The organism is Pseudomonas sp. CFBP 5748 (genome assembly GCF_053850495.1).
Map to the genome: position 1 here is coordinate 357,934 of NZ_JBSPTN010000004.1, position 26,525 is coordinate 384,458.

At 59.9% G+C, this 26,525-nt stretch carries 17 protein-coding genes; 13 read left to right on the top strand and 4 right to left on the bottom strand.

The features are described 5' to 3' along the window. The first annotated feature begins 189 nt into the window (after positions 1-189). The 7 genes from ACWNZ1_RS11700 (at position 190) to ACWNZ1_RS11730 (ending at position 12,072) form a co-directional block, all read left to right on the top strand. On the top strand, positions 190-1,641 hold the full coding sequence (locus ACWNZ1_RS11700) for an alanine/glycine:cation symporter family protein (protein WP_135847860.1): 1,452 nt from the start codon (positions 190-192) through the stop codon (positions 1,639-1,641). Between the two features lie 135 nt (positions 1,642-1,776). Then, positions 1,777-2,781 carry an asparaginase gene (locus tag ACWNZ1_RS11705; protein ID WP_256453953.1) on the top strand — a complete coding sequence of 335 codons (1,005 nt, stop codon included), beginning with the start codon at positions 1,777-1,779 and terminating at the stop codon, positions 2,779-2,781. Positions 2,782-2,893: 112 nt separating this feature from the next. Continuing rightward, complete coding sequence (locus tag ACWNZ1_RS11710; protein ID WP_256453954.1) at positions 2,894-3,886, top strand: AraC family transcriptional regulator; 993 nt, start codon at positions 2,894-2,896, stop codon at positions 3,884-3,886. A 550-nt stretch (positions 3,887-4,436) separates the two neighbouring features. Further along, positions 4,437-4,793: a DUF6124 family protein gene (locus ACWNZ1_RS11715; RefSeq protein WP_256453955.1), complete on the top strand. Its 357-nt coding sequence runs from the start codon at positions 4,437-4,439 to the stop codon at positions 4,791-4,793. Positions 4,794-5,128: 335 nt separating this feature from the next. Beyond that, a complete protein-coding gene (locus ACWNZ1_RS11720; protein WP_135847863.1) occupies positions 5,129-6,160 on the top strand; it encodes a histone deacetylase family protein in 1,032 nt (343 codons plus the stop codon). A 12-nt stretch (positions 6,161-6,172) separates the two neighbouring features. Then, positions 6,173-7,273, top strand: coding sequence for a polyamine ABC transporter substrate-binding protein (locus tag ACWNZ1_RS11725; protein ID WP_135847864.1), 1,101 nt, complete (start codon positions 6,173-6,175; stop codon positions 7,271-7,273). A 641-nt stretch (positions 7,274-7,914) separates the two neighbouring features. Beyond that, positions 7,915-12,072 carry a dermonecrotic toxin domain-containing protein gene (locus ACWNZ1_RS11730; protein ID WP_456027640.1) on the top strand — a complete coding sequence of 1,386 codons (4,158 nt, stop codon included), beginning with the start codon at positions 7,915-7,917 and terminating at the stop codon, positions 12,070-12,072. Positions 12,073-12,130: 58 nt separating this feature from the next. On the opposite strand, the gene pdxR is transcribed toward ACWNZ1_RS11730, so the two are convergent. Beyond that, a complete protein-coding gene (pdxR, locus tag ACWNZ1_RS11735; RefSeq protein ID WP_280944549.1) occupies positions 12,131-13,675 on the bottom strand; it encodes a MocR-like pyridoxine biosynthesis transcription factor PdxR in 1,545 nt (514 codons plus the stop codon). Positions 13,676-13,775: 100 nt separating this feature from the next. On the opposite strand from pdxR, the gene ACWNZ1_RS11740 reads away from it, so the two are divergent. From ACWNZ1_RS11740 to ACWNZ1_RS11750, 3 genes are read left to right on the top strand one after another with little or no spacing between them, the layout of a single operon-like run. Beyond that, a complete protein-coding gene (locus ACWNZ1_RS11740; protein ID WP_280944550.1) occupies positions 13,776-14,417 on the top strand; it encodes an FMN-binding negative transcriptional regulator in 642 nt (213 codons plus the stop codon). 2 nt (positions 14,418-14,419) lie between these two features. Continuing rightward, positions 14,420-14,866 (top strand): GNAT family N-acetyltransferase, encoded by a 447-nt coding sequence (locus tag ACWNZ1_RS11745; protein WP_135847868.1) that lies wholly within the window; start codon positions 14,420-14,422, stop codon positions 14,864-14,866. Positions 14,867-14,876: 10 nt separating this feature from the next. Continuing rightward, positions 14,877-15,548, top strand: coding sequence for a GNAT family N-acetyltransferase (locus ACWNZ1_RS11750; protein WP_456027641.1), 672 nt, complete (start codon positions 14,877-14,879; stop codon positions 15,546-15,548). A gap of 161 nt (positions 15,549-15,709) precedes the next feature. Here ACWNZ1_RS11750 and ACWNZ1_RS11755 read toward each other — a convergent pair whose 3' ends face one another. Both ACWNZ1_RS11755 and ACWNZ1_RS11760 read right to left on the bottom strand, forming a co-directional pair. Beyond that, positions 15,710-21,061: a dermonecrotic toxin domain-containing protein gene (locus tag ACWNZ1_RS11755; protein WP_456027642.1), complete on the bottom strand. Its 5,352-nt coding sequence runs from the start codon at positions 21,059-21,061 to the stop codon at positions 15,710-15,712. A 238-nt stretch (positions 21,062-21,299) separates the two neighbouring features. Continuing rightward, complete coding sequence (locus ACWNZ1_RS11760) at positions 21,300-22,199, bottom strand: homocysteine S-methyltransferase family protein (protein ID WP_456027643.1); 900 nt, start codon at positions 22,197-22,199, stop codon at positions 21,300-21,302. 113 nt (positions 22,200-22,312) lie between these two features. Between ACWNZ1_RS11760 and ACWNZ1_RS11765 the strand changes: the two genes are divergently transcribed. Together ACWNZ1_RS11765 and ACWNZ1_RS11770 are read left to right on the top strand one after the other, a co-directional pair. Next, positions 22,313-23,134: an ABC transporter substrate-binding protein gene (locus tag ACWNZ1_RS11765; RefSeq protein WP_135847872.1), complete on the top strand. Its 822-nt coding sequence runs from the start codon at positions 22,313-22,315 to the stop codon at positions 23,132-23,134. After that, positions 23,131-23,967 carry an amino acid ABC transporter permease gene (locus ACWNZ1_RS11770; RefSeq protein WP_456027644.1) on the top strand — a complete coding sequence of 279 codons (837 nt, stop codon included), beginning with the start codon at positions 23,131-23,133 and terminating at the stop codon, positions 23,965-23,967. The genes ACWNZ1_RS11765 and ACWNZ1_RS11770 overlap by 4 nt, the downstream gene beginning before the upstream one ends. A 93-nt stretch (positions 23,968-24,060) precedes the next feature. Here ACWNZ1_RS11770 and ACWNZ1_RS11775 read toward each other — a convergent pair whose 3' ends face one another. Next, entirely contained in the window at positions 24,061-24,531 is a 471-nt protein-coding gene (locus tag ACWNZ1_RS11775; RefSeq protein WP_280944553.1) for a hypothetical protein, read from the bottom strand. Positions 24,532-24,555: 24 nt separating this feature from the next. Between ACWNZ1_RS11775 and ACWNZ1_RS11780 the strand changes: the two genes are divergently transcribed. Continuing rightward, complete coding sequence (locus ACWNZ1_RS11780; RefSeq protein ID WP_456027645.1) at positions 24,556-26,496, top strand: autotransporter domain-containing protein; 1,941 nt, start codon at positions 24,556-24,558, stop codon at positions 26,494-26,496. Positions 26,497-26,525: the final 29 nt, after the last annotated feature.

Sequence of the window (26,525 nt, forward strand, 5' to 3'; positions counted from 1 at the left end):
CCGCCCCTCTTCGCGTGAGCGGTCGTCGGTAACGAGGCCTTAAAACATGCGAAAACCGAACTAATAACAAACCCGCGAATAGACCGGAACGAAACATCGCCTTACCTCATGTGCCGCGCGCCAACCGATGTAACACGATGTGTCCAAATGGCCAGCATTCGCTTAAACAAAAAACAGCGAGGAATACTCATGCTCGAAGTCATCAACGACTTCCTTTCAGGGAAAGTGCTGATCGTGCTCATTGTCGGGCTCGGTGGCTACTTCACGATCCGCTCGCGTTTCGTCCAGTTCCGCCATTTCTTTCACATGTTCACGGTGTTCCGTGACAGCCTCAAGAGCAGCACTGACCAGCTCAGTTCGTTCCAGGCCCTGATGCTCAGCCTGGCCGGTCGTGTCGGCGCGGGTAACATTGCCGGTGTCGGCATCGCGGTGACCCTCGGCGGTCCTGGTGCGGTGTTCTGGATGTGGGTGACCGCGCTGGTCGGCATGTCCAGCAGCTTCTTCGAATGCTCCCTCGGCCAGCTCTACAAGCGCTGCGACTCCGAAGGCCAGTACCGTGGCGGCCCGTCCTACTACATCCAGCACGGCCTGCAGAAACGCTGGCTGGGCATGATCATGGCATTCCTGCTGCTGATCACCTTCGGCTTCGCTTTCAACGGCCTGCAAGCCCACGCCGTGACCCACTCCCTGAACAACGCTTTCGGCTTTGACACTACCTACACCGGCCTGGCCCTGGCGGTATTGCTGGGCCTGGTGTTCATTGGCGGGATCAAGCGCATCGCCAAGGTGGCCGACCTGCTGGTACCGGTCAAAACCCTGGCGTACATCGGCGTAACTCTCTACGTGATCGTGCTGCAGTTCGAACACGTACCGGACATGCTGGTGACTATCGTCAGAAGTGCGTTCGGCCTGGACCAAGCCTTTGGCGGCCTGATCGGCAGCGCCATCGTCATGGGCGTCAAGCGTGGCGTATTCGCCAACGAAGCCGGCCTGGGCAGTGCGCCTAACGTCGCCGCAGTAGCCTCGGTCGAGCATCCGGTAGCCCAAGGTGTGGTCCAAGCGTTCAGCGTATTCCTGGACACTTTCGTCATCTGCACCTGCACCGCGTTGCTGATCCTGTTGTCGGGCTTCTACACCCCTGGCTTCGAAGGCGACGGCATTGCCCTGACCCAGAACTCCCTGGCCGCCGTGGTCGGTGACTGGGGTCGGATTTTCATCTCCGTGGCCCTGTCGTTGTTCGTGTTCACCTCGATCCTCTACAACTACTATCTGGGTGAGAACAACCTGCGCTTCATGGTCGGTGAAAACCGCAAGGTGCTGATGGGCTATCGCGCCCTGGTGCTGGTATTGATCTTCTGGGGTGCCATCGAAAACCTGGGCACCGTGTTCGCCTTCGCTGACATCACCATGACCCTGCTGGCGTTCGTGAACCTGATCGCGCTGTTCCTGCTGTTCAAGGTCGGCATGCGCATCCTGCGTGACTACGATGACCAGCGTTCGGCCGGCATCAAGGTTCCGGTCTTCGACTCCAGCAAGTTCCCGGACCTGGATCTGGACCGCAACGCCTGGCCAGCCACCCCGTCGGCACCGGTTGCCAAACCTGACGCCGAGACTGCTGGCGTGGCCGCAGCGCAACGCTGATCGGTAATAAGCTGTTTGGAAAAAACCGGGCGCATCCCCTGCGCCCGGCGTGACACAGCCTAAGGTCGGCGTCATGCTCGGCCTTATGTTGTGGCAGCGAAGTAAAGCTGCCGTTTTCGTCCTCGGAGAACCCCCATGAATTCCTCGACCTATCCTGCCGCGCAGCACGTCATGGTGCTCTACACCGGTGGAACCATCGGCATGCAGGCCAGCGCCCACGGCCTGGCCCCGGCATCCGGTTTCGAAGCGCGGATGCGCGACTACCTGCACAGCCAACCCGAACTCGTTGTTCCGCAATGGCGCTTCCGGGAAATGTCGCCGCTGATCGACAGCGCCAACATGACTCCGGCCTACTGGCAGCAACTGCGTGAAGCGGTGGTCGATGCCGTGGATGTGCAGGGCTGCGACAGCGTACTGATCCTGCACGGCACCGATACGCTGGCCTACAGCGCGGCCGCAATGAGCTTCCAACTGCTGGGCCTGCATGCGCGGGTATGCTTCACCGGTTCGATGCTGCCCGCTGGCGTGACCGACAGCGACGCCTGGGAAAACCTCAGCGGCGCGTTGGTTGCCCTCGGCCAGGGTCTGGCGCCGGGGGTGCATCTGTATTTCCACGGTGAGCTGCTGGAACCCACCCGTTGCGCCAAGGTGCGCAGCTTCGGGCGTCATCCGTTCAAGCGCCTGGAGCGTCAGGGTGGCGGTACCAAAGCCGCTTCGCTGCCGGCGCCGTTGAATTACAACCAGCCCAAGCAACTGGCGAATATCGCGGTGCTGCCGCTGTTTCCCGGCATCAGCGCCGAGATTCTCGATGGCCTGCTCGGCAGCGGGATCCAGGGCCTGGTGCTGGAGTGCTACGGCAGCGGCACCGGGCCGAGCGACAACCCAGCCTTCCTCGCCAGCCTCGAGCGGGCGCGGGACAGCGGCGTGGTGGTGGTGGCGGTGACCCAATGCCATGAAGGCGGCGTGGAGCTGGATGTGTACGAGGCCGGCAGTCGCTTGCGTGGCGTCGGCGTGCTATCCGGTGGCGGCATGACCCGCGAGGCCGCATTCGGCAAGTTGCAGGCGCTGATTGGCGCGGGGTTGCCAGTGGAAGAGATTCGGCGGCTGGTTGAGCTGGATCTGTGTGGCGAGCTCGCCTGACACCTAGCAGAACCTGTGGGAACGAGCTCCCACAGGGGTTCGCTCAAGCCTGGCAATCTTCGCCCGGCATACAACTTGCTCCATCTCCAGCCTCCCAAGGCTGGAAACGGACATGCTTCATTCCCACCTCACCACCCTCAACGCCGTCTCCCTGGTGCTCAGCACCTTCAAGCATGAAGGGCTGCCCAGCGACGCGTTGCTGGCCGGCAGCGGCATCAGCGCGGCGGATCTGAGCCGGGCCGACACGCGCATCACCACCAACCAGGAGATGCAGGTCTGCGCCAACGCCGTGGCCCTCAAGCGCGACATCGGCCTGGAACTGGGTCTGCGCATGCACGTTTCGTCCTACGGCATGCTCGGTTATGCCCTGCTCACCAGTGCCACCTTAGGTGACGCTTTGCGCCTGGCGCTGCGCTATCCGGCGCTATTGGGAACACTCTTCGAACTGAACCTGGAAGAAGACCAGGAGACGGTCTGGCTCAGCGCCAGCGATTATCGGGAGAACCCGACCCTGGCGGTGTTCAACGCCGAGTTCTGCATGGTCTCGCTGAAAGTCATCTGCAACGACCTGCTCGGCCATGCGCTACCATTGCGCGCGGCGCGCTTCGAACATCCGGCGCCCGATTACCAGGCGCGCTACGCAGCGCTGTTCAATTGCCCGGTGCGCTTCGACAGCCTCGATAACGCGTTTGCCTTCGACCGTCACTGGCTCGAACAGCCCCTGCCCCTGGCCGACCCCATCACCCATCACGCCATGGCCGAACGCTGCCGCCGACAGAACACCGAGTTCACCGGACGCCAGGCCTGGCTGGGGCGGATTCGCCAATTGCTCAGCGCACAACTGGACGCCGCCCCCGGCCTGGAAGGCCTGGCCGCGCAAATGAACTGCTCGGCACGCACCTTGCGCCGACACCTCAAGAATCTGGGTTGCAGCTATCAAGAATTGCTGGACGAACTGCGCTTTGAGCGGGCCAAGCAAATGCTCTGCGAAGACCAACTGCCAATCTATCGGATCGCCGAAATACTCGGCTTCAGCGAAACCGCCAGTTTTCGGCATGCCTTCGTGCGCTGGAGTGGGGTGGCGCCGAGTCAGTTCAGGTCCTGAACCTTCGGCAATCGCCGCTTTCACGCACAACACCTAACCCCTGTGGGAGCAAGGCTTGCCCGCGATGGCGTCCGCTCAGACACATCCAGCGCCCTAAAGGCGGACGCCAGGTAGACCGCAACAACCGGTCTACGACGGCTGCGCCGCCGAGCGGGAGCAAGCTCCCTCGCCACGAATCGCAGAGCAACACGAAGCTCTGTTTATCCTCCCACCGCCACCCCTCCACCAACCCACGCAACCTTGCGCCATTGCCTACAACTACGCCAGAATCCGCCCGCTTGTGCGCCTTGCTCCCGGGCTCTATCGTTTCCCCGTCGCTGCACACCCAGCGAACGGGCTTGGCGGCCCGGTACTCGAAAGGCGCAACAACACCTTCAAGCATGATTGCGATGCCTCGGGCATAGGCACTCTTACATTATGGCGGGTTGCGCAAGGATCCCTTCGGGGATGCCGGGTTCCTTTCGTTCCGGTCCGCCAACCTTGTGTAATCCGTCACCCAATCTGCTTGGCGGCAGACGGTGATGGTTCCTCTTACGAAAGGAGCTCCACCATGTTCAAACCTACACCGAATCCGCCAGAGGCGGCCCCCACTCCCTCGCGCACCAAATCCAAAACCCAAAAGCTCGACGAAGCCGCCAATCGCGCTCTGGATTTCTATCTGTCGCCAAAGACAAAGCCTGAAGACGCGACCCACCCCGGCCAGATATTCACCGTCGTAAAAGACATCGACAACGAAAGCCTACTGACCAATCTTAGCGAAACCCTGGCGTCAGCCGATGCAATGGTCAACGACCTGGCCTTCGAACTGGAAGGCTCACGCCGCCACATCGCCCTCGGCATCCAGCAACTGATCGAACTGAGTTCATTGCTGGCGAATCGAGCGCTGGATAACGTCGAGTCACGCTAGCCGTTACACCATCAACCCCGTGGCGAGGGAGCTTGCTCCCGCTGGGTGGCGCAGTCGCCCCAAAACAGGCTGACGCATTCATTCAGGCAGAGCGCATTAACCGGTCTACGACGGCTGCGCCGCCGAGCGGGAGCAAGCGCCCTCGCCACAAATCTCCGCGTCGCCATCGAAGCCGCCCTTATGCCCCAAACCCGCGCACACCTGCGCCAACAAGGGGCGATTTACGGTCAAACCTTTTGGCCATTTCGATCCCCTTTTGGCCTCTCCTGCCGTTCTCCAAAACCCCACGCGCCGCAAGACTGTGAGCAACCGGATCAGCCTTGCGGAGAACAATAATGCTGACGATCTACTCAGACGATCACCACCTGCACCACGGACGCTGCGAGTTGATGGACGGGCAATTGATGCCCTGCTTTGAAATGCCCTCCCGGGCCGATCATGTGCTGGAGCGGGTCAAGGCCCGGGCGCTGGGCCCGGTCGAAGCGCCCCATGATTTCGGCCTGGGGCCGATCCAGCGCATTCACAGCCCGGCGTACCTGGAATTTTTCAAAGGCGCCTGGGATCGCTGGGCTGAGTTCGAGCGCGACGGCGATTTGCTGCCTTTCACCTGGCCGGCGCGGACCTTGCGCACGGTCATTCCGACAAGCCTGCACGGCCAGCTCGGCTATTACAGCTTCGACGGCGGCGCACCGATTACCGCGGGCACTTGGCAGGCAGCCTACAGCGCCGCCCAGGTCGCCCTCACCGCCCAGGCCGAGATCCAGCGCGGCGCCCGCAGTGCCTTTGCCCTGTGCCGCCCGCCGGGACACCACGCCGCCAGTGACTTGATGGGCGGCTATTGCTACCTCAACAACGCCGCCATCGCCGCCCAGGCTTTTCTCGACCAGGGCCATAAGCAGGTCGCGATCCTCGATGTCGATTACCACCACGGCAACGGCACCCAGTCGATTTTCTACGAGCGCAGCGACGTGCTGTTCGCTTCGATCCACGGCCACCCTGAAGCCGAGTTTCCGTTCTTCCTCGGCTACGCCGATGAGTACGGTGAAGGCGCCGGTGACGGCTTCAACTTCAACTATCCTCTGCCGGCCGGCTCAGGCTGGGACACCTGGAGCGCCGCGCTGGAGCAGGCTTGCGGCGAAATCCAAGGCTACGACGCCGATGTCATCGTCGTCTCCCTGGGTGTGGACACCTTCAAGGACGACCCGATCTCGCAGTTCAAGCTCGACAGCCCGGATTACCTGGCGATGGGCAAACGCATCGCGGCGCTCGGCAAACCGACCCTGTTCGTGATGGAGGGCGGTTACGCGGTAGCAGAAATCGGCATCAATGCCGTGAACGTTCTCGAAGGTTTTCAAAGCGCCCAATGAGGAAATAACAGCATGAACAGACTCAAGCGTTTAATGGTTCCCAGCCTGTGCGCCGCGCTGCTGTGCGGCGCTGCCCAGGCCGAAGAGCGCACCCTGCGCGTCTACAACTGGTTCGACTACATCACGCCCAAGGCCCTGGACGATTTCAAGGCGCAGAACAGCCAGGTCAAACTGGTCTATGACATCTTCGACACCAACGAAGCGCTGGAGGCCAAGCTGCTGACCGGCAATTCCGGCTACGACGTGGTGGTGCCGTCCAACGTGTTCCTGGCCAAGCAGATCGAAGCCGGTGTGTTCCAGCCCCTGGACCGCAGCAAACTGCCGAATTGGAACCACCTCGATCCCAAGCTGATGAAGCTGATCGAAGCCAACGACCCGGGCAACAAATTCGCCGTGCCCTACATGTACGGCACCATCCTGATCGGCTTCAACCCGGACAAGGTCAAGGCCGCCCTGGGTGACAACGCACCGGTGGACAGTTGGGACCTGATTTTCAAGGAAGAGAACCTCAGCAAGCTCAAGCAATGCGGTGTGGCACTGCTCGATTCACCGTCGGAAATCCTGCCCCTGGCCTTGCAGCACCTGGGCCTGGACCCTAACAGCAAGAAGCCAGCGGACTACGCCAAGGCTGAAGCGTTGTTGATGAAGATCCGCCCGCACATCACTTACTTCCACTCATCCAAGTACATGGCCGACATCGCCAATGGCGACATCTGCGTGGCCGTCGGTTACTCCGGCAGCTTCTCCCAGGCGGCCAACCGCGCCAAGGAAGCCAAGAACGGCGTGACCGTGGACATGCGCCTGCCCAAGGAAGGCGCGCCGATCTGGTTCGACATGCTCGCCATCCCCAAAGGCGCGAAAAACCCCGACGACGCCTACACCTTCATCAACTATTTGTTGCAACCGAAGGTGATCGCACCCGTCAGCGATTTCGTCGGCTATCCAAACCCGAACAAGGACGCCACGGACATGGTCGACCCGGCGATCCGCAACAATCCCAACCTGTACCCGACCGAGGCGGCGATGGCCACGCTGTACACCCTGCAACCCTTGCCCCGGGATGCCGAGCGCGCGCGGACACGGGCCTGGACCCGGATCAAATCCGGGCAGTAGCCTGAGCGAGGAGAACGTAATCAGGGCTGCTTCGCAGCCCCAGCGGGGCGGTGCGACGTTTCGTTAAATCCCCTCGCCACAAGGTTTACTTGGCATATACATAGTTACCACCCTCCCTGTCTGGTACCTCCCTAGCATGGAATCCCCGAAGCATTCAGCGGCGGGGATTCCACCTAGCGCAAGACAGGGAGCGTCAGATGACCAGAACCTCTACAACCACGAACACTACACCCGAAGCCAGCCTCAAGAATGCTGTGCTCAACCAGCTACTCGCAGGCCCCACCTCCCCGGAAGTTGCCGCCGTGCTCCTGCGCAGGGCCCTCAAGAAAATGTATCCGGCCCTGGACCTCGATCCGCTCAACACAGTCGTTGGCGAGCCTCGCTGGGACATTGTCGACAGCGAAATCCTGGAACTGCCCACTCGTTACGAAACCCTCAGCGATATGGTGGCCGAACGAGTAGGCGCGAGCGATTCGACCATGCTGATCGAAGGCGTGCACTTTCTGACCCAACTGCCGATCAGCACCCCGGAGGTGCATCTGCCGGTACGTATCGAACAGATCGGAGCCCTGATCAACGAACTGGAGCCTGTCATGTTGTCCGCCTGCCAGGAACAACAACTGGCGTACTGGAACGCTCCAGTGGGCACCTCCGGCCCACGCTGGCATGAGCTCTCCAGAACGCTGCGCAAGATCTGGGACGTCAAAGAGGTCAATGGCTGGACCGCGACTGAATGCGACATGGCCAGGCAATTGTTCCTTTACCCCAATCTGGAGGACCGCAAGCAACATGATCGCTACGACACTCACGCGTACCTGATCGACATCGATGAAGTTGACGGGACCAACGTCCGTCGCCTGAACGAAAACTCGCTGGTGGTACTGATCGGAACCATCGCCGGCAAAGAGGTCATCCTTACGTACTCGCTGCGCGACAGCTATAAAAAATTCGACTCACAGCAAGCGCTGGGGCAATTTCTCCCGACGCAACTGGACACCACATTCCGCAAGAAAATCCAGTGGCGGCTGTATGAGCCCACCGGCAACATCTTCGATCACAAGGCCTGCGGGCTGATCGCCATGCAGGTCAAGATCCTCGGCTCCCCCAGCTTCCTGAAAAAAGTTTCATCCATCGAGGACGACCAGCCCGTGACCAGCGGGCTGGACGCAGAAAAAGGTATTGGCGCGACCTGGTTCGATAAAAAGATACCCGACTGGCTGCTGGCAGCGTCGATATCCGATCAGATTCTATTCGCCCAGCACATGAAAAACCTTTCGGCGCTGAGCAGTTCCCATGCCGGCAAGACCTACCTCGACGCTATTGCTCCTATCAAAGAGTTTGCGTTGAACGCCCTCAAGAAACAGATGCAAGCGGACCATGCCGACGCTGCGACACTCGATCCGGAAAAAATCGAGATCCAGATTCGCAGCCTCGTGGCCTGGGGTTCTTTTATCGTTCCGGGCAAATTCGAGACCACCCGGTTCAATCTCGTTGAGCTGGCCTTGCAAAACCTGATTGCACTGCCCTTGGGCAACAAAACCGTCAGGTCCCTCAACGGCAAGGTGTTGCCCACCTGGATGACGACTGACTACATCGAAAGCCTCATCACCAAAATCGATATCGGTCGCGTCTATCCCGATCTGGTGAAGAGCAAACTGCTCGACGATCCGACCGAATCGGCCCGCCGCGAAGAGTTGTACACCTCCCAGTTGCGCATTCAACTGCCCATGCTCGCGCTGGAGGGAAAGATCCGAGGGCGTGGGAACATCGACGAACGGGGCTACCGTTATGTCGCCGCACTGATGGAGCCGGAGGAAGCCGATCGCAAGGTCGACGGACAACCCATCGTTCTGCGCAGGCTGGCCTTCATATCCGAACAGAAACTGATCCCCTCGGAGGACATCGTGACCAATATGTTCGTGATCGGTCCGAAGAATCCAGGCGCCGGTCCCTGCCTGCTTTATCGACCGCTGCTCGAGCCGCAGTTGTGCCAGTACCCCTCGTCCAGCAACCTGTTGTATGCGATCAGGCAAATCCCTGAATTGCGCCAATCGGTCCTGGCCTGGCTGCCCGATGAGGTGCGCAGCAATTACAGCCGATACATTTTCTCGGGCCCCCTGCCCTCACCCTGGGTCATCGTTGAGTTTGCGACGGACCCTTTTACATCATGGCTCGATACCGCCCCCGTCGGCTTGAGCGAAAAAACCCTGGGCCCCGATTTCCTGCCACTGTTGTTCAAGGCCAATGCCAATGCCCTGGTCGAGCTTGCAGATCGACAATCGGTGTCTAACAGCGAAACCCGCTGGAGTACCTTCAAGCAGGCTGGCTGGCTGATTTTCAACCTGGCCCTGCCTTACCTGGGCGCTGCCGTGGGCACCGCCGTCTGGCTCTGGCAAATTCTGGATGACATTGAAACGCTGATGCAGGACAGCGAACACGCCAACGACCAGGCCACATGGGAGGCATTCGTCGACCTGTTGCTGAACCTGGCCATGGCGATCACCACTCACGCTATCGACCATGCCAGAGAAGGCACACGCAGTCGCAGGGCAGCGGCGCCGGAGGTGATAGAGGAGCCGGTCAAGCTGGTTAAACCCAAGCTCGTCATCGAAAAACTCGCGCCTTCCACCGGCAAGGAACTGCACCCTGAGCACTATGAGTCCATCCATTCCAGCGGCGCCCTGACGGGCAAATCGGGAGAGGGCGCCAAGCTCCTTGAGACGTTCAGTGTCGACGCGCCCGAAACACCAGGGCAGGCCCATATCGATGGCACGTTCAAAGGGCTCTATCACCGACAGGGGCTGTGGTACGCCAAAGTGGCAGAAAAATGGTTCAACGTGACGATGGTGGGCGATAAGGTCTGTGTCGTCGACGGGAAGAATCCCTCGCGCCTGGGCCCTCCCCTGCGGCTCGATATACACGGCCATTGGCATATCGACATCCGCCTGCGCCTGCGCGGCACGGGATCAAAAGGTGCGATGGAAAAAGTCATCGCCGACACTCACCGCCGCAGTGTTCAACTGCTGGCCGAACTGAACCACTTCGAAGAAAAAAAACCGGAGCACCAGGCGCTGCTGACAATGAACGCGCAGGAGCTGAACAACGCCTCGGGCTCCACCAAGGAGACCAAGCGCAACGTTTACTTGAGTACCTTGAAAACCCAGCGCGAAAGCTATGAAGAAGCGTTGAACATCTTGACTCAATGGCCCGTCTTCCAATCAAGGCCCGACGCGCCCAAAGCCAGGCTTGGCTACCTGAACGCACAAATCAACTTCACGTTCGAAGAGATAGACGCGCTGAAAGAGCGGTTTACCCCGGCCCTGAGAACAGCCATGGACATGGCCACCACCGGCGTCGCGGTCGTGGAGCAGCAGCACGTCGATGCAGCCGAGAGCATGATCCGGGTCGGCGAGGACATGAACGAGCGCCTGGATTACATGGAGACACGTTTTTCCAGGCTCAAGGTACTGGGGCGTGAAGGTTTTGAATTTATCCGGCAGCACCGAGGAAGAATGCCGACCTACAAGAGCGACGGTATCCGCCTTATCCAGTTAGACATGTATCGCCACCTCTGCCTGACGCTCGATAGCGTCAATACCATGCCCGAAGGTTGGGCAGTCATTAACCAACTGGTTGATAGCGCCACGATTGCCTTTCAAAGCCTGCACGATGCCATCGAGGAACGCAGCGTGATCCGACTGGACGAACAAATCGATGCATTCGGCAGCCTTACGGAGCAGTTCACCGCCCTTGAAGAACAACTCGAATACGTGGGCACCGAGTACAAGGAGAGCGCCCGCCCGGCCGAACTCAATCGGCTGAGCAAGCAGATCAGCAGCCTGAAAAAACGGGCATTGCAACATTTGGCCCAGGCCCTCGATGAGAGGAGCAACCGGCGCAGCATGGGCAACCCTTATGAGCCACGCCCCAGGTTCAGGAAGAAGTTCATCAGGGCACGTTTCTGGGGCCTGGTCAGCGGCGAACCTCGGTTAACGAAAATGCACGAAGAAACCGATTGGGTCGATGTCAAGAACCCGGTCACAGACAAGATCATCGCCACCTTCCACCGCAAGGGAACGGGTGAGTGGGTGCCCCATGCGCTCACCGATACGCCACAGATCGTCCCGTCCCTGGCAACCAGCCTTGCAAAGGGCCGAGCCCTGGTCGATGGACTGGAGGCGCTCCAGGCGCAGGTCGAGGAGCACATGAATGCGCCAGGCCGATCGCCCACCGGTATCGGGATGATTCTGAACGCTCATGCAAACAGGATGGAGAAAGTCGGCATTGCAATCAAAAAGGCAATGGACAGTGCCTCGAACGAAACCGTTGAAGTTTCAGTGAAACAAAAGCGTACGGCCGAAGCCTTGCGTACGGAACTCAAGACGCAAGCGAAGGCCCTTTATGAGGAAGCCTTCGATGCCGTACTGAATGTCATCAAACATCGTCCCCCAACCATGGATGGCGTCATATGGCTTAAAAGCCGCAATCGCATTTCCATCACCAAACTAAAGAACCGACAAAAAAACAAAGGCCCGCTTCACGGCTATCTCGACCGGTACGAGATCCGGGACGTGAAGGAAAACAAAACGCTTTGGTTTGCGGATTTCCGTTACTCCACCGACTGGGTCCCCGCCCACGCCTACCTTTCCGGTCGCTTGAAAACACCGGAACAAGTCAACAAGGGAGCACGCGCCGACACCACCCAGGACCTCACCCAGCGTCAACTGATCGATCTTTACCGCAGCGAAATCGCGGTGGACCAGGCCAAGGAAGTGTTCTTTCCAAAGCAGCCCTCATAACGGTCAGGAGCCCGCTCCCACAGGGATGGCGTTTGACTGACCGGCAGGCATTCCGCCTTCATCTTTTCCAGGCCTTTGCCAGGTTCGCCAGCGCGGTGCCAATCGCCGCTGGCGGCACAGCCGCAAACCCCAGCACCAGCCCGGCTCGCACTGGCGTCGTCGTAGTGGGCAACCAATAGCCACTCAAGCCATTGATTTCGACACCGGCATGGGTCGCTTGCGCTATGAGCTCGTATTCACGCTCGACGCTGTCCACCGGCACGGTGACATGCAGCCCGGCCACCACCGTGGGCATGGTGCCGACACCGGCAACCGCCTTCGGCCAGCCGGCCAGCAGCGCATCACGCCGGACCAGGGCGGCCCGACGCATGCGCCTGATGTGCCGCTGAAAATGCCCCGCTGCCATGAATTCGGCCATCACCGCCTGGGTACTGACTTCCGAGTGGCGCACATCCACGGCGCGGCGGCGGGCGAAGGCGCTCACCAGGCCAGGCGGCAAAACCAGATAACCCAGGCGCAGGGCCGGAAAAGCCACTTTGCCAAAGGTGCCAACGTAAAGCACACGGCCCTGGCGATCCAGCGCGGCCAATGGCGCCAACGGCGCGCCGCTGTAGCGGTATTCACCGTCGTAGTCATCCTCGACGATCCAGCCGTCGTTGCGCTCGGCCCAGGCCAGCAGTTCCAAGCGCCGTGCCAGGCTCATGACCACCCCGGTCGGGTACTGATGGGACGGCGTGACATAGGCCAGCCGACAGTGGCTCAACGTACTCAATGCCGTGCAATCGAGACCATCGCTATCAACCGATACGCCTCTCACCTCGGCACCGGCCACGGCAAACGCATGCCCGGCGGCGCGATAGCCGGGGTTTTCCACAGCGACGACATCGCCCGGGTCCACCAACAGCTGTGCACAAAGGCTGATGCCCTGCTGGGCACCGCTGGTGATCACAATTTGTTCAGCAGTGCAGTGCAGCCCTCGGGAGCTGCGCAGGTACGCCGCGATCAGGCCGCGCAAGCGTGCATCACCTTGAGAATCGCCATAACACAGCTGCTGCAGATCCGGCTTGCGCCAGAAAGCCGCATTCAGCTTGGCCCACACGTCAAAAGGAAACAGATCGAACGCAGGAATACCGACTCGAAACGCCCTCGGCGGGCCGCTGGGCGGCTGGACCAAATGATGCTTTTCAACCCGCTCCAAGGCGTCGCTGTGGATAACTTGGCTGGATGAAACCACAGGTAAATCCAGCCAATCTGTGGATAAGGCTGTGGGTAAGCCTGTTGAAAACCCTGTGGACACTTTTGTGGATATGTTTTTGAGCGGTAACGCCGTCGCAGACAGCTTTGCCACATAAGTACCGTCACCGACCCGCCCCTCAATGAAGCCTTCGGCGTAGAGCTGATCGTAGGCCCGTACCACGCTGTTGCGGGAAATCGACAAGGCCGCCGCCAGATCGCGACTGGCCGGCAGGCGCGTGCCGCTGGCCAACCGCCCGTCCAGCACCCGGGCACGCAACGCTTGGTACAGCTGACGACTGAGCCCCTGACGCCGATCCAGTTCGATGCCGGCGGGGTTGAATGACAGTGGCGGTACGGTGTTGTTCATGACGGCACCTGAAAATGGACCTATCAAATTGGTCAGAAGTGGCTCTTACAACAGACCAATAGCCTGCCTAGGATGCTCGCATTCGCCAAGGAAAATCGTCATGTACAACCCTAAAGCCTTTGCCGTCGAAGACCTGCTCCAACTGCAACAGATGATGGTCGATTGCCGCCTGGCCGTATTGATCACTCACGGTGAACACGGCTTGCAAGCCAGTCATTTGCCGCTGTTGCTGGACACGCAACAAGGCCCCAACGGCAGCCTTTACGGGCACATGGCCCGGGCCAACCCACAATGGCGCGACCTGCAAGCCGGCGCCGAAGCCTTGGTGATCTTCGCCGGGGCCGACGCCTACGTCAGCCCGGACTTGTACCCTAGCAAGGCCGAACACGGCAAAGTCGTTCCAACCTGGAACTACCAGGCCGTACACGCCTACGGCACCGCCGAGGTGTTCAACGATCCTGAGCGCCTGCGCAACCTGGTCGGCGCCCTCACCGACCGCCACGAAAGCGGCCGCGCCTTGCCCTGGAGCATCGACGATGCTCCGGCCGAGTACATCGACAGCATGCTCAGGGCCATCGTTGGCTTCGCCCTGCCCATCCAGCGCCTGGAAGGCAAACGCAAGCTCAGCCAGAACCGCAGCCCGGTGGATGCCGCCGGGGTGCGCAACGGGCTCGCCGCCAGCCCTGATCCACAGGACCAGGCGCTTGCGTGCCTGATGCCTGAACAATTGTCCAAGGAGTGAACATGAACCAAGCCGAAATCCGCCTCGTCAGCGCAGACGATCACGCCGCCTGGCTGCCGTTGTGGCAAGCCTACCTGCGGTTCTACAACACCGAACTGCCAGACGCGGTCAGCCAAAGCACCTGGCAGCGCTTGCTCGACGACCGCGAGCCGACCCATGCTGCCCTCGCCTGGCACGGCGACACGGCGGTGGGCCTGGTGCATTTCATTTATCACCGATCGAACTGGAGCATTGAAAACTCCTGCTACCTGCAAGACCTGCTGGTAACGGAACACTGCCGCGGCACTGGCGTCGGTCGCCAGCTCATCGAGTTCGTCTACCGCACCGCCAAGGCCGACGGTTGCTGCAAAGTGCACTGGTTGACCCACGAAACCAACGCGACCGCGATCCAGCTCTACGAGCGCATCGCCGAACGCCCGGGTTTCATTCAATTTCGCAAAGCCCTGTAAGGAGCGCAGCATGTCGACTTCACTCGCCGATTGGAAAGGTGTCCCGGCGCCGTCTACGCAGTTGATCGAAGGGCGTTTCATTCGCCTGGAAAAACTCGATCCGGCGCGTCACGCCGACGGTCTGTGGCAAGCGCTGGAAGGTCCCGGGGCCGACCCGAAACTCTGGGATTACTTGCCCTACGGGCCCTTCAAGGATCGCGGCGCTTTCGATGCCTGGCTGGAGAATCATGCGGCCAATGTCGACCCGTATTTCTTCAGCGTGATCGACCGCGCCAATGGCCAGGTGCAGGGCATCCTCAGCCTGATGTCCATCGTGCCGGCCCAGGGCCGCATCGAGATCGGCCACGTGACCTTCGGCGCGCCGATGCAGCGCTCGCCGAAAAGCACCGAGGCAATTTATCTGCTGGCCAAGGAGTCTTTCGCCCTGGGTTATCGCCGCCTGGAATGGAAGTGCAACAACGGCAACGCCCGCTCCAAATACGCCGCCGAACGGCTGGGCTTCACGTTTGAAGGGGTGTTCCGCCAGCACATGGTGGTCAAGGGGCAGAACCGCGACACCGCGTGGTACTCGATACTGGATTCGGAATGGCCGGCGATCGCCGCGGGGTTCGAGCGCTGGTTGAGTGAGGAGAACCAGAGCGCGGATGGGCAGGTGCTTGGGTTGGTGGAGTGTCGCTCGTAGATTTTCGGTGATGGGTCGTCCGCTATCGCGAGCAAGCTCGCTCCCACAGGGGGCCCGGGGCGGCTGCAAAATCTGCGTTCGCCGCCAACCCCTTGTGGGAGTGAGCCTGCTCGCGATGGCGATTTATCAGTCAACGCATTCGTCGCCTGCCAACTGACCCATCACTCCAATTTCGGCTTCATCTCACCAAACTGCTTGAGCGAGTCAGGGGTCACGCCTCGCCGCGCATACTGCCAGGCCCAGGCCGGGATGCTCAGATGACTTTCCAAGTACACGGCAAAATCCAGACGGCTATGCCCCAAGCGGTTAGTGGGGAAGTCAAAGTTGTAGAGATAGAGCTGGGCCCGACGCTGGCTGACGGAAAGCAGGTGTTGAACAATCCGATTCGCACGGGCTTCTTCTGCTCCCAGGCTGTCCCTTAATGCCAATCCAAAATCCAGTCCAGTACGCAGCGACCCCGGTCGTCCAAGCGCCTGCCGAATAGTCGCATCGCTAAAGTGCGGCCCAATCAGGTCAAGCCAGATCTGCATGGCGTAATCGGGGGGCAGGCGCATGAGGTTCCCCAATAAACCCGGGGTATTGAACAGGAGGGCCGCCCGGGCATTGGAAGGCGACTGCCCTGGAGGGCTGAACAGCTTTGCGACGGCAGGCACGTCTATGCTCTCGATGTTCTGCCGCGCTCCGCCCAGGAACCTCATGAACGCCGTCAGATTATCTTGATAAGTGATGATGCTTTGCAGGTTCCGATCATCGAACACCTGCATCCAGTCGAGGTCGATGCGCCCCGTACGCTCCAGTTCGCCATAACGGGCGTCTGCATACGCGGCGATGAGTTCAAAGCGCCTGTCGGAGAGCGCCGGATTACGGATCAACCTCGCGACTTCACTCACGGGCAACATGCCACCGAGATTGTGAATGATAACGGGGGATCTCAGGATAATGTCGACCCGCCGCCGCAAAACAGGGAAACGCCCAAGGGCCGTTCTGAGTAAATCAATGGTCCGCTCGACCCTGTCGGCATACATGAACTGATCGAACAGCTCAGCATCGTCATCGACGAACCTGCCCCGAACACGCATCAGCAGGTCTTTTGCGTCATCCAAATCATTGCGATCCACGAGATGGGCACCGTCCAGCAGCTCTTCAATCGCATCCGCGTCCAGATGGCCGTGCAACTCTTCATCGTACCTGACATAGCCCAGGCTATTGCGGGGATGATGACCGAGCAACTGCCGGGCGGTGAGCCCATACTCCAGCATGATATGAGCCACGTCCTTGGAAACCAGCAGGTACTTGTTATCGAGTAGCCGGAGAATGTTCTGATCATCGACAGGCCACAGCAGAATGTCCTCGAACAATTGCTTCATGGTGACTTTTTCCTGTGCGGAAAAAGGGGCGCTGGTGCCCGCCGTCAGCTTGGCCGGGGACCGGGGCGATAATATGCGGCCGACTTCCTGCAGGATCTCGGGGGGTAACTTAGTCCCTGGCGCCTCAGTGATTGCCATACGAACAGTCCTGTTTGCATGCAAATCCAAGTAATCCAAGGTCGGTTGGAACAAGCGATACGGGTTGGCCGTTCCGTGGACGATCCGGGTGAGATCGAGCATCGCCGCATTGTCCAGGAGATTGACCAGCGATGGCGCATATTCAACGAGCGCTTGCTGCACTCTGGAGACTGGCGGCGCCACATATTGACTCAACTCCGGATGCTGATCGATATGATCGGCTGCGGCATCGCGCAGCCCCTGCATCGTGAACGTCTGCTGAGACTGCCCTTCATTCAACCCCGCCGCCAAGCCATTGAATAAGCAATCGCCATCGGCATTGATCTCCACCACGCGCTCACCCAAGAGCAAACTGTAATGGCTATGACCGGTTCGTCTCAAAACGACATCTGTGTCCGCTCTATCCGGATGCTCGGCCACCGGATAAATCGTTTCATGTTGCCCAGGGGTAAAACGCACCGACCAGGCACGCCCTGCGGATATTTCATCAATGATCAGCAAGCTGCGGTTTTGTGGCCAGATCGCCAGCCGCGTCATGATTGACGGGACCAGGTCCATGATCCGATTGTTCCAAGTGCCCGGCGTGCGTATCGAATTGGAAACAGCGGAAACCGATAGGGCAGGCTTCTTTGAAGGGCCCGGTTGGGCAGGCGTATCCGCCGGGCGTTTGCCGCCGCCCCGGCCAAATCCTACGGCGCGCCACTCGCCATTGGGCAGCCGCGCCACCGTACTTCTCATCACCCCGACAGAGCGGATGTTCAATCCGGTAACAGGGTCCACCAGCGTGGCCTCGGTTGCGTTCAACTTCGTATGGTCGTGCACGCGGAACACGGTGCCATCGGGTTGTCGCACATAGACCGGGTGAGCAATAACCCGGCCGGTGGCCATATCGCTGACTGTCGTGCGATAAAAGCCGCGTGCGTCCGCTGTCAGTCCTTGTATCACCGAGGTATCCGAAACGGCATAGGATCGGTAGACCGCCGCCTCCAACGGCAGCCCCGTCAGTGCCTCGTCCTGGGTTTGGCGAGCCGTCAGCGTCCGGAAAGAGGATTGGCCTCGTGGCGCAAGCGTCACGTTTCGGACCAGGCGCCAGCCTCCGTGGTTGGCCACCGTGTGCACGAATGCCAGGGTTTTCAGGTTCAGCGGGATAGAACCGGTCCTGGATATCAACAGGCCGGTCTTGATGATGCTCTTGAGCATCTGGAAACCGGGGGCCAGGAACATCGTCGCCAGTTCCAGGGCAATCTCGACCGCCACCTGTCCAAACCTGCCGAGCGTTTGATAATGAACATCCAGGTTGCTAGTGGAGCGATGGTCGGCATGCGCACTGTGGAAGTTGACGTGCGCCCGGTGAAGGGCCTCCAGCAGATCGCCGCTGATCAACGCGCCACGAATCAGCGGGCGGCCGCCTCGCTGCCCCAGGGTACGTTTGATCTCTTCAGGATCGCTGGTGGCAATGCGCGAACGGAAATACGCCTGCCATTCCTCTCGTGGCAATAGCCCTGCCACGCCATCGCTCAGATCGGCAAACTCATGGAAGTCGTCGCCCTCGGGGCTGTCTGGAAAATAAACGCCAACCGTTCCCTTGATGTCCGGCCCTTCCTGATCGGAAAAGATCAGCGGGCCATCGATGCTGAGCGCATTGCTCATCCTTCCATGCTGCTCTCCAGCGCCCACGCTACCGCCAAGCAGAAGACCATGGACATGCACCCGTCGCCCCAAGACCAAGGGGCGTGCCTGTGCCGTCGGCGAACGCAGGACCGCATCCAGCCAGAGCGCGAGGCGCTTGCACGGCTTCGGTGGAGTGCAGGCCGTATCGAGCACGGTGCTCTTGAACACTTCATTGCCCCTGAGCGCAGCTTCGTAACCTTTGAATTTCATATTGGCCAGATACGCCGTTTGCCAAGCCCTCTTGTAGTCCGGCTTGTTCATCTCCTTGCCGAGCAGGGTTTGGTAGCTTCCTCCGGCATCGATGCTCGTCACCATCCGGGCCAATTCGCGCCCGCTCAACGTGACGAAATAACCGTTGGCCGGATGCCGGATACGTTGCCCATCCTGGTCGGCAACATAGACCGTCTGCACTTCCCGCAGGGCATTGGGGTACTGAGTCGGACGCAGGTTATCGAGCATCAACTGAGTCAAGCTGGAGGTACGGGACTGCCTTGAGCTGGCACTTTCCCCGAAGGAAAACGTGACCAGGCACTTGTCCGGATCGGGATCGATGCCCGGGTGCACCGTTTGTTGAAGGTAGTGTTTGACCTTCTGGCGGGTGAACTGCCACAGCGTCTGGATATCGCGGGCACCCAGTTCATAGGCCGCTTCCAAGACCTGTTTTTCCAAGTTGCGATAGGTCGATTGCTCCGAACCAGCCGCGCGCTTGTAGAAATCCGGGCGACTGTTTTCAACCAGGACTTCCTGACGGACAGCCAGCGGTCCGGCAAGTGACAACATGGGTAAATCCAGCACATCTTCAACATTCAGCGCAAAGGCCGCCAAAGCGACCGTCTCGTTTTGCGGAGCATTCAGATACGCTTCCAGGGCAGTGCCTTGGATCTGCAGCAGGTCATCTGCCGCCACTTCAAAAACATGTCCGGACAATTCAGAGGAAATATCCCGAATCGTGCGTTTCTGCCCGTCGTAGGTAGGGCTTACTTGATTGACCAACGCCTGGAAAGAATGGAAGCGCTGTATACCCCCTTCCAGGGAGTAGAGAAACAATGAAGGTTGATCCGTGCGTTTGATCACCATTGCAGCGGGCCATTTCTGCGCGGTCGCGCTGCCCATATCGAGCATGACGGCGTAGACATGGGGGATGGGCGCTCGCAACAAGCGGTTTCTGTCCGCCATGCCCGGATGGGTGGTGATGAGGTCCAACAGGCGATCTTCTTCACCCTGCTGGCTTCGTTCACTTTGGGTTAACGCAATGCCTGAATCCCGATCGGCCTTGTACAGGTCGAAAAGGTGCAGGAATCGTCGAGACAACAAATGAGCGAGGGCCGCTTCAGCGGTAGACGGGGTTGAGGTCTCGAGCGAGTCGCCCCAGTGCTTGTTACGGCGAAAGGCGATGAAATCGTCACGGAACTGACGTTTCAGGCTGTCGTTGATTGTGGGTTGGGCGATATAGAAAACCGCCTCCATGGCCGCCAGGATGTTCCTGCCCACCGGGCTGGCAAATACGCTGTCCGCCTCTTCCACGGCATCCGGACGGGTGAAGAACCCCACGCCACCGACCGAGTACGTCGGCGGTGTATCCGTCGCCAGACAGCTCAATAGAACATCGGTAAAACTCTGCGAGGCGATCAATGAACGTCCGCCGACGGCGTCGATGCGGAAGTGGTTCACATACCAATGATCCGGATCGATATGCTCAAGCAGTGATGGGCGAAATTTCGTCTCGGCGATCTTTATCTTGAGCTTGCCGATCAGCAGGCTCTTGAGCACCGAGTCGAACGTGGGCAGGCCGGCGAACAAACGCGCCAGTTTCACCTGATTGCTGTCCAGCAGTGCCAACTGCCGGACTTGTTCTTTACCACGGACACTGAGCAGATTGCCTTGGGCATCCACCTCGGTGACAACGGGCTGGCCCGTGCCCTGGTAGCCGGGGGCAATGCCCGTCTGCAACTGCTGCAAGACGTCTGGCGAAAGGGCGTTACCGTTGACCCGCAGCGACGAGAAGTCCAGGGACATATGGCTTCGATGTGGATAAATCCAGCCCTCACGCGGCGAATGGCCGGAGGGATAGACCCGGCTTTGGTGGGCGATCAAAAAGCCTTGTGTCACGGCGTCACGCAACGGCACCGATGTGCGCTGACTGATCGCGGCCGACTCTTCGGTCTCGACCTCTTGATAAGTGACCAGCACTGGCGCGTCGCCAACAAGGCCCCACTGGCCCAGCCATTGATCGGCAAAGGCATGCGGTTGGAATCGAAGACCGTTGGATAACAGGGTGAGGGGTTTCAAGGGCACGACAGAAGGCGCGCCATGTTCATGTTCAGAGAAGACCGTCATTTAAGTGTCCCGGTTGTGATCAGGGCTGGGACCCTATCGCGCCGTTCGAGCGCAAATGACATACATATGTATAGCGGAGGCTAGAGGACTCGGGGAAAAGCGTAAGCCCGAATTTCAGCGAGTGCTGTGGCGAGGGGATTTATCCCCGTGGGCTGCGCAGCGGCCCCAGGATTTTGTGGTTGCTGCGCAACCGAGCGGGAGCAAGCTCCCTCGCCACAGGAGTATTTCACATCAAGATTCAGATCAGCTTTTGCGCCAACACCGCAATATGCTCCGGCCCGATCCCGCAGCAGCCACCCAGATGACTGGCTCCACGCTGCTGCCAATCCGCCGCCCACTGCAGGTAGCCCGGTGGATCGAGGTCTTCGCGCAGCGGGTCCAGGCCGTCGTTGGCCGTCGCTTCCTTCGGTTGCGGCGGGAAGGCGTTGGCGTAGGCACCGATGTGGATCTTCACCCCCAGGCGCTCGAAGGTTTCCCGCGTGGCATCAATCGCCGCGCCGATCACTTCCGGCTGGCTGCAGTTGAACAGCAGCACTTCGACACCCAGCTCGGCCGCGACCGCCGCAGCGTCCGCCACCGGTTCACCGGAACGCAGGCGCGGCACTTCATCGGTGTCTTCATCTTTCAAGGTAAACGACAGCCAGAACGGCTTGCCGTCCTTGGGCAGCCCGGCGTGAATCGCCTGCGCTTCGACCGTCGAGCTTTGGGTTTCGGCCAGCCACAGATCGACATGGGGCGCCAGGCCGGTCACCAATGGCGCGAGCAACTCACTGGCGCGGGAAGCGTCGAACAGATCCGGACGATAGGAACCGAACAACGGCGGCAGCGACCCGGCAACCCGTACCGCTTTGCCTGAAGCTTGCACCGCCCGCCGCGCCAGCTCTCCCGCCAGCGCGGCCAGGGCCTGGCCTTCTGCAGCGAAGCGCGCTTCACCAATGTGAAACGGCACTACGGCGTAGCTGTTGCTGGTGATTACATGGGCGCCGCTGGCGATGTAGGCTGCATGCACGGCCTCTACGGCCTGAGGCGCTTCACTCAAGGCCAGGGCCGACCACTCGGGCTGTCGGAACGGCGCGCCCCGGCGTTGCAGTTCGCGGCCCATGCCGCCATCGAGAATGACTGTCGTTGCTGAGCCCATATGCGATTCACTCATAAGCTTATGAAAAATACTCACTACCGGAGTTGTTCTTATAACTATTTAATACGCACCAATCGGCTAACTACAACTTATTTTTCTACCAGGGACTTCACGTGAAACTACAACCATTGCTGGCCCTGGGCCTGACCCTGCTGGCCGCTTCGTCGCAAGCCTTCGCCGGCACCACCCTGGATCGCATCGAACAGAAAAAAGAACTGGTCGGTGTATTGATGGAAAGCTACCCGCCCTTCTCGTTCCTGAACGATCAGAACCAGCTCGACGGTTTTGACGTAGATGTCGCCAAAGCGGTCGCTGAAAAGCTGGGCGTGAAGCTACGCCTGGAAACACCGTCCTGGGACGTGATCGCTGCCGGGCACTGGAGCGGGCGCTATGACATCTGCATCTGCTCCATGACGCCGAGCAAGGCGCGCGCCGAAGTGTTCGATTTCCCGGTGCAGTATTACGCCTCGCCAGCGGTGATCGTGGTCAACGCCAAGGACGATAGCATCCACGGCGCCAAAGACCTGAGCGGCAAGAAAGTCGGCCTCACCAGCGCCTCCAGCTACGAGAGTTACCTGAACAAGAACCTGGTGATCGAAGGCGCTGAAGACACCCGCCTGAGCTATCCCTTCGAGAACGTGCAGATCGCCCCGTACGACACCGACAACGTAGCGTTCCAGGACCTTGGCCTGGGCGCCGGGGTGCGTTTGGATGCGGTGCTGACCAACCTGGTGACCGCGCAGCCGCGCCTGACCGAAGACAAGCGCTTCAAACTGGCGGGCGAGGCGCTCTATTCCGAACCGAACTCGGTGGCCATCGAAAAGGGCGACGCCCAGTGGAACGCCAAGGTGCGTGAAGTCTTCGCGCAGTTGAAACAGGACGGCACCTTGAGCAAACTCTCGCAGAAATGGATCGGCGCCGACATCACCCAATGACCTCTTTTCCGTCTCCGTCTCGGCCACCGCACCCGGTGGCTGAGTCGCGTCTGCAAAAAATCTTCGGCTTTCGCACCCGGCTGTACCTGACCTGGGCGGCGATGCTGGTGCTGTTCGCGAGTTTTTTCCTGAGCTTCGACCTGAAGTTCTCCATCATCCTCGACAAACTGCCGAACCTGCTCGGCGTGCACCTGGCCCCCAACGGCTTTCTGCAAGGCGCGGTGCTGACGCTGTTTCTGTGCCTGTGCTCCATCGTCGCGTCGTCATTGCTGGGCTTCATCACCGCCCTGGCGCGGCTGTCCAACAGCGCGGTGGCGTTCGGCATCGCCAGCTTCTACGCATCGTTCTTTCGCGGCACGCCGCTGCTGATCCAGATCTTGCTGATCTACCTGGGCCTGCCACAACTGGGCGTGGTCCCGGGCGCCATCGCCGCCGGGATCATCGCCCTGTCGCTGAACTACGGCGCCTACCTGAGCGAAATCTTCCGCGCCGGCATCCTCGGCGTCCCCCACGGCCAGCGCGAAGCCTCGCTGGCGCTGGGCTTGAGCGAAACCGTGATCTTCTGGCGCGTCACCCTGCCCCAGGCCATGCGCACCATCATCCCGCCGACCACCAACCAGTTCATCTCGATGCTCAAGGACTCCTCACTGATCTCGGTGATGGGTGTCTGGGAAGTGATGTTCCTGGCGCAATCCTACGGTCGTTCCAGCTATCGCTATATCGAGATGCTGACGACGGCGGCGATCATTTACTGGTTGATGTCCATTGCGCTGGAGCTGATTCAGGCGCGGATGGAGCGGCATTATGGGAAGGCGTATCTCAAGCGCAGCTGACAGGACAGATCCGAAGAAGTTGTAGGGCGAAGCTTCAGATCGTGGAAGCCAACGCGACGATGTCTGGATCGCAACACGACCAGCCTACAGATTTCATCTGCTGTGTCTTGCCCAAGGCGTGGCGTTAGCTGGCATCGTGGCCTGGGGTGGAATTTTTAAAGTGCGGACTCCTTTCAAGAGAGGCCGCATTCGATGTCTATTCAACACTTTTCCCCACCCCAACACCTTGCCCTGGCAGTCGCCTTGGCGCTTGGTTGCGTCGATGTTTCGATGGCTCAGCAACCAGCCGAGATCCCCACAACCGCCGAGCAACAAGAGCGCCTCAAGGCCTTCTCCGACGCTGCGGACACCAAGCAGCAAAATGCCAACACTTCCCGCAAAGGCGACGCGAAATGGACTGGCAAAAATGACTTGGTCATCATCAGCGGAAATGGAAAATTCCCCGGAATCATTGATGGCGGTGGTGGAAAAAACGTTCTGCGACTTGATGCCGCCAAACATCCAATATTGGCTGAAACCCGCAACTTCATAGCTTTGCAGGTTGCCACAGGCGAATGGCAGCACACCGGGAGTTTCGCTGGCTGGGGAGTGATCGAGCCGGACACCACGTTGATCAACACTGGCCGAATCGACGGACAGCTAGGGGTTCTCGGCAAGCTGGATAACAAGGGAGTGGTGGCCAATCGTGTGATTGTCGAGCCAGGCGCCCACATGATGAACTCAGGAATGGCCGGTCACGTGGAAGTGCGTGAGAAGGCCAGCTTCAGCGGCAATGGGACAGTGGAGTTCTTGAGTGTCGCGGGCCAGTTGGAAGTCGGCCCCGAAATGGGCGCCCCCTCCATTACCAAGGATTTCTCGTTGGCGGAGACTGCCGAGCTGATCTACGGGGTTAATGTAGATGGCGGTAGCTCCACGATCAACGTTGAAGGCACCGCGTTCCTGAACAACGCGACGCTGACAGTTGCCGGCGTGCCAGGCGAATACATTGAGGCGCGCGAGCACACCGTCATCCGTGCGAGGACGATCGAAGGAGCGTTCGGCACGGTTTCCAGCAAGCTTGCATTCATGACGGCGACGCTGACCCCCACCGATACGCAAGTCAGCCTGACTTATGCCCGCAACGATGTCCCACTCAAGGAAGCAGCCACTTCCGATAACGGGCGAGCATTTACGGCCAGTATCGAAGAGCCGCTACCGGCCAAACCAGCCGAACCCATTGATGTCCCCACCGTCGCACAGGCACTTGCAGCCAACCCAAAAACCGAGGCCCCAACAAACGAGCCCGCTGAACCGCCAGAAATCACCCGTGCCGCATCAAAACCCGTCGGCCAATTGCACGCTGCCAAGCCAGAAACAAAACCCAACAAAGCCATCAACGTCCTGCTCGGCAGCGATATGACTAGCGCCGCCGACGCCAGCAAAACGAAGGTCGTAGACACCTCACACAAACCCGCCGAGCCACCAGAAATCCCCAGTGCCGCATCAAAACCCCTCGGCCAATTGCAAGCCTCCAAGCCAGCCGCGAAACCTAACAAAGCCATCAACGCCCTGCTCGGCACCAACATGGCGACCGCCGCCGATGCCATCGACCAACTAAGCGGCTACAACACGGCGGACCTGGGCAATGCCACCTTGAGCAGCGTCACGCCAATCGGCACCGGCATGCTCTCAGCCATGGGCCAGAAAAACCCGGAGAACGTACATACCGACGGCCAAGTCTGGGTGCAGGCCATCGGCAACAGCGGGCGCATCGGGAAGCAATTGGGCAGCTATGCCCTGAAGCATTCGACCAAAGGTCTGATGCTGGGGACCGATTGGGCTGTCAGCCCTGATTGGCGTCTGGGGATAATCGGCAGCAAGACCCAGACACGGCTGGACAGTCACCGCTTCGATGGCCGGCTCGACAGTTGGCATGTGGGCGCCTACGCCGTGCGCCAGGACGGACCGCTGGCGCTGCGCCTGGGCGCCGTTCACGGCAATCATGACGGCAGTACCAAGCGCCAGGTGACCTTTAACGGTTTCAGCGATCGCCTCAAGGGGCGGTACGATGCCAACACGCAGCAGGTCTTTGGGCAAATCGGCTACAACCTGGACGTCGGTCATGTCGATATCGAGCCTTATCTCCAACTGGGCTACCAACGCTACCAACGTGATCGCTACACAGAGAAAGGTGGCGACGCGGCGCTGCGATTCAATGGCCAAACCCAGGACAACTACAACAGCAACGTGGGCCTACGCCTCGACCGGGCCTTCCCTCTTGATCAAGGTATGCAACTGACTCCCCGCTTGAATCTCGGTTGGAAACACCTATACGGCAAGACCCGGGGCACGTCCCGCCAGCGCCTGGCCGGCGCAGGCAACACGTATACCGTCGAAGGCGTCGAACTGGACCGTGACAGCCTGCTCTTTGAAACAGGGCTGGACCTGGCTGTTTCGTCTCGGCACACATTGGGGGTGAGCTATAAGGGTGAAACCGGTCAGGACAACCGCAACAGTGCTCTGATGGGTCAATGGCGAATGATGTTCTGACCATTTGGCGGGCAAAAAAAAGGGGAGCA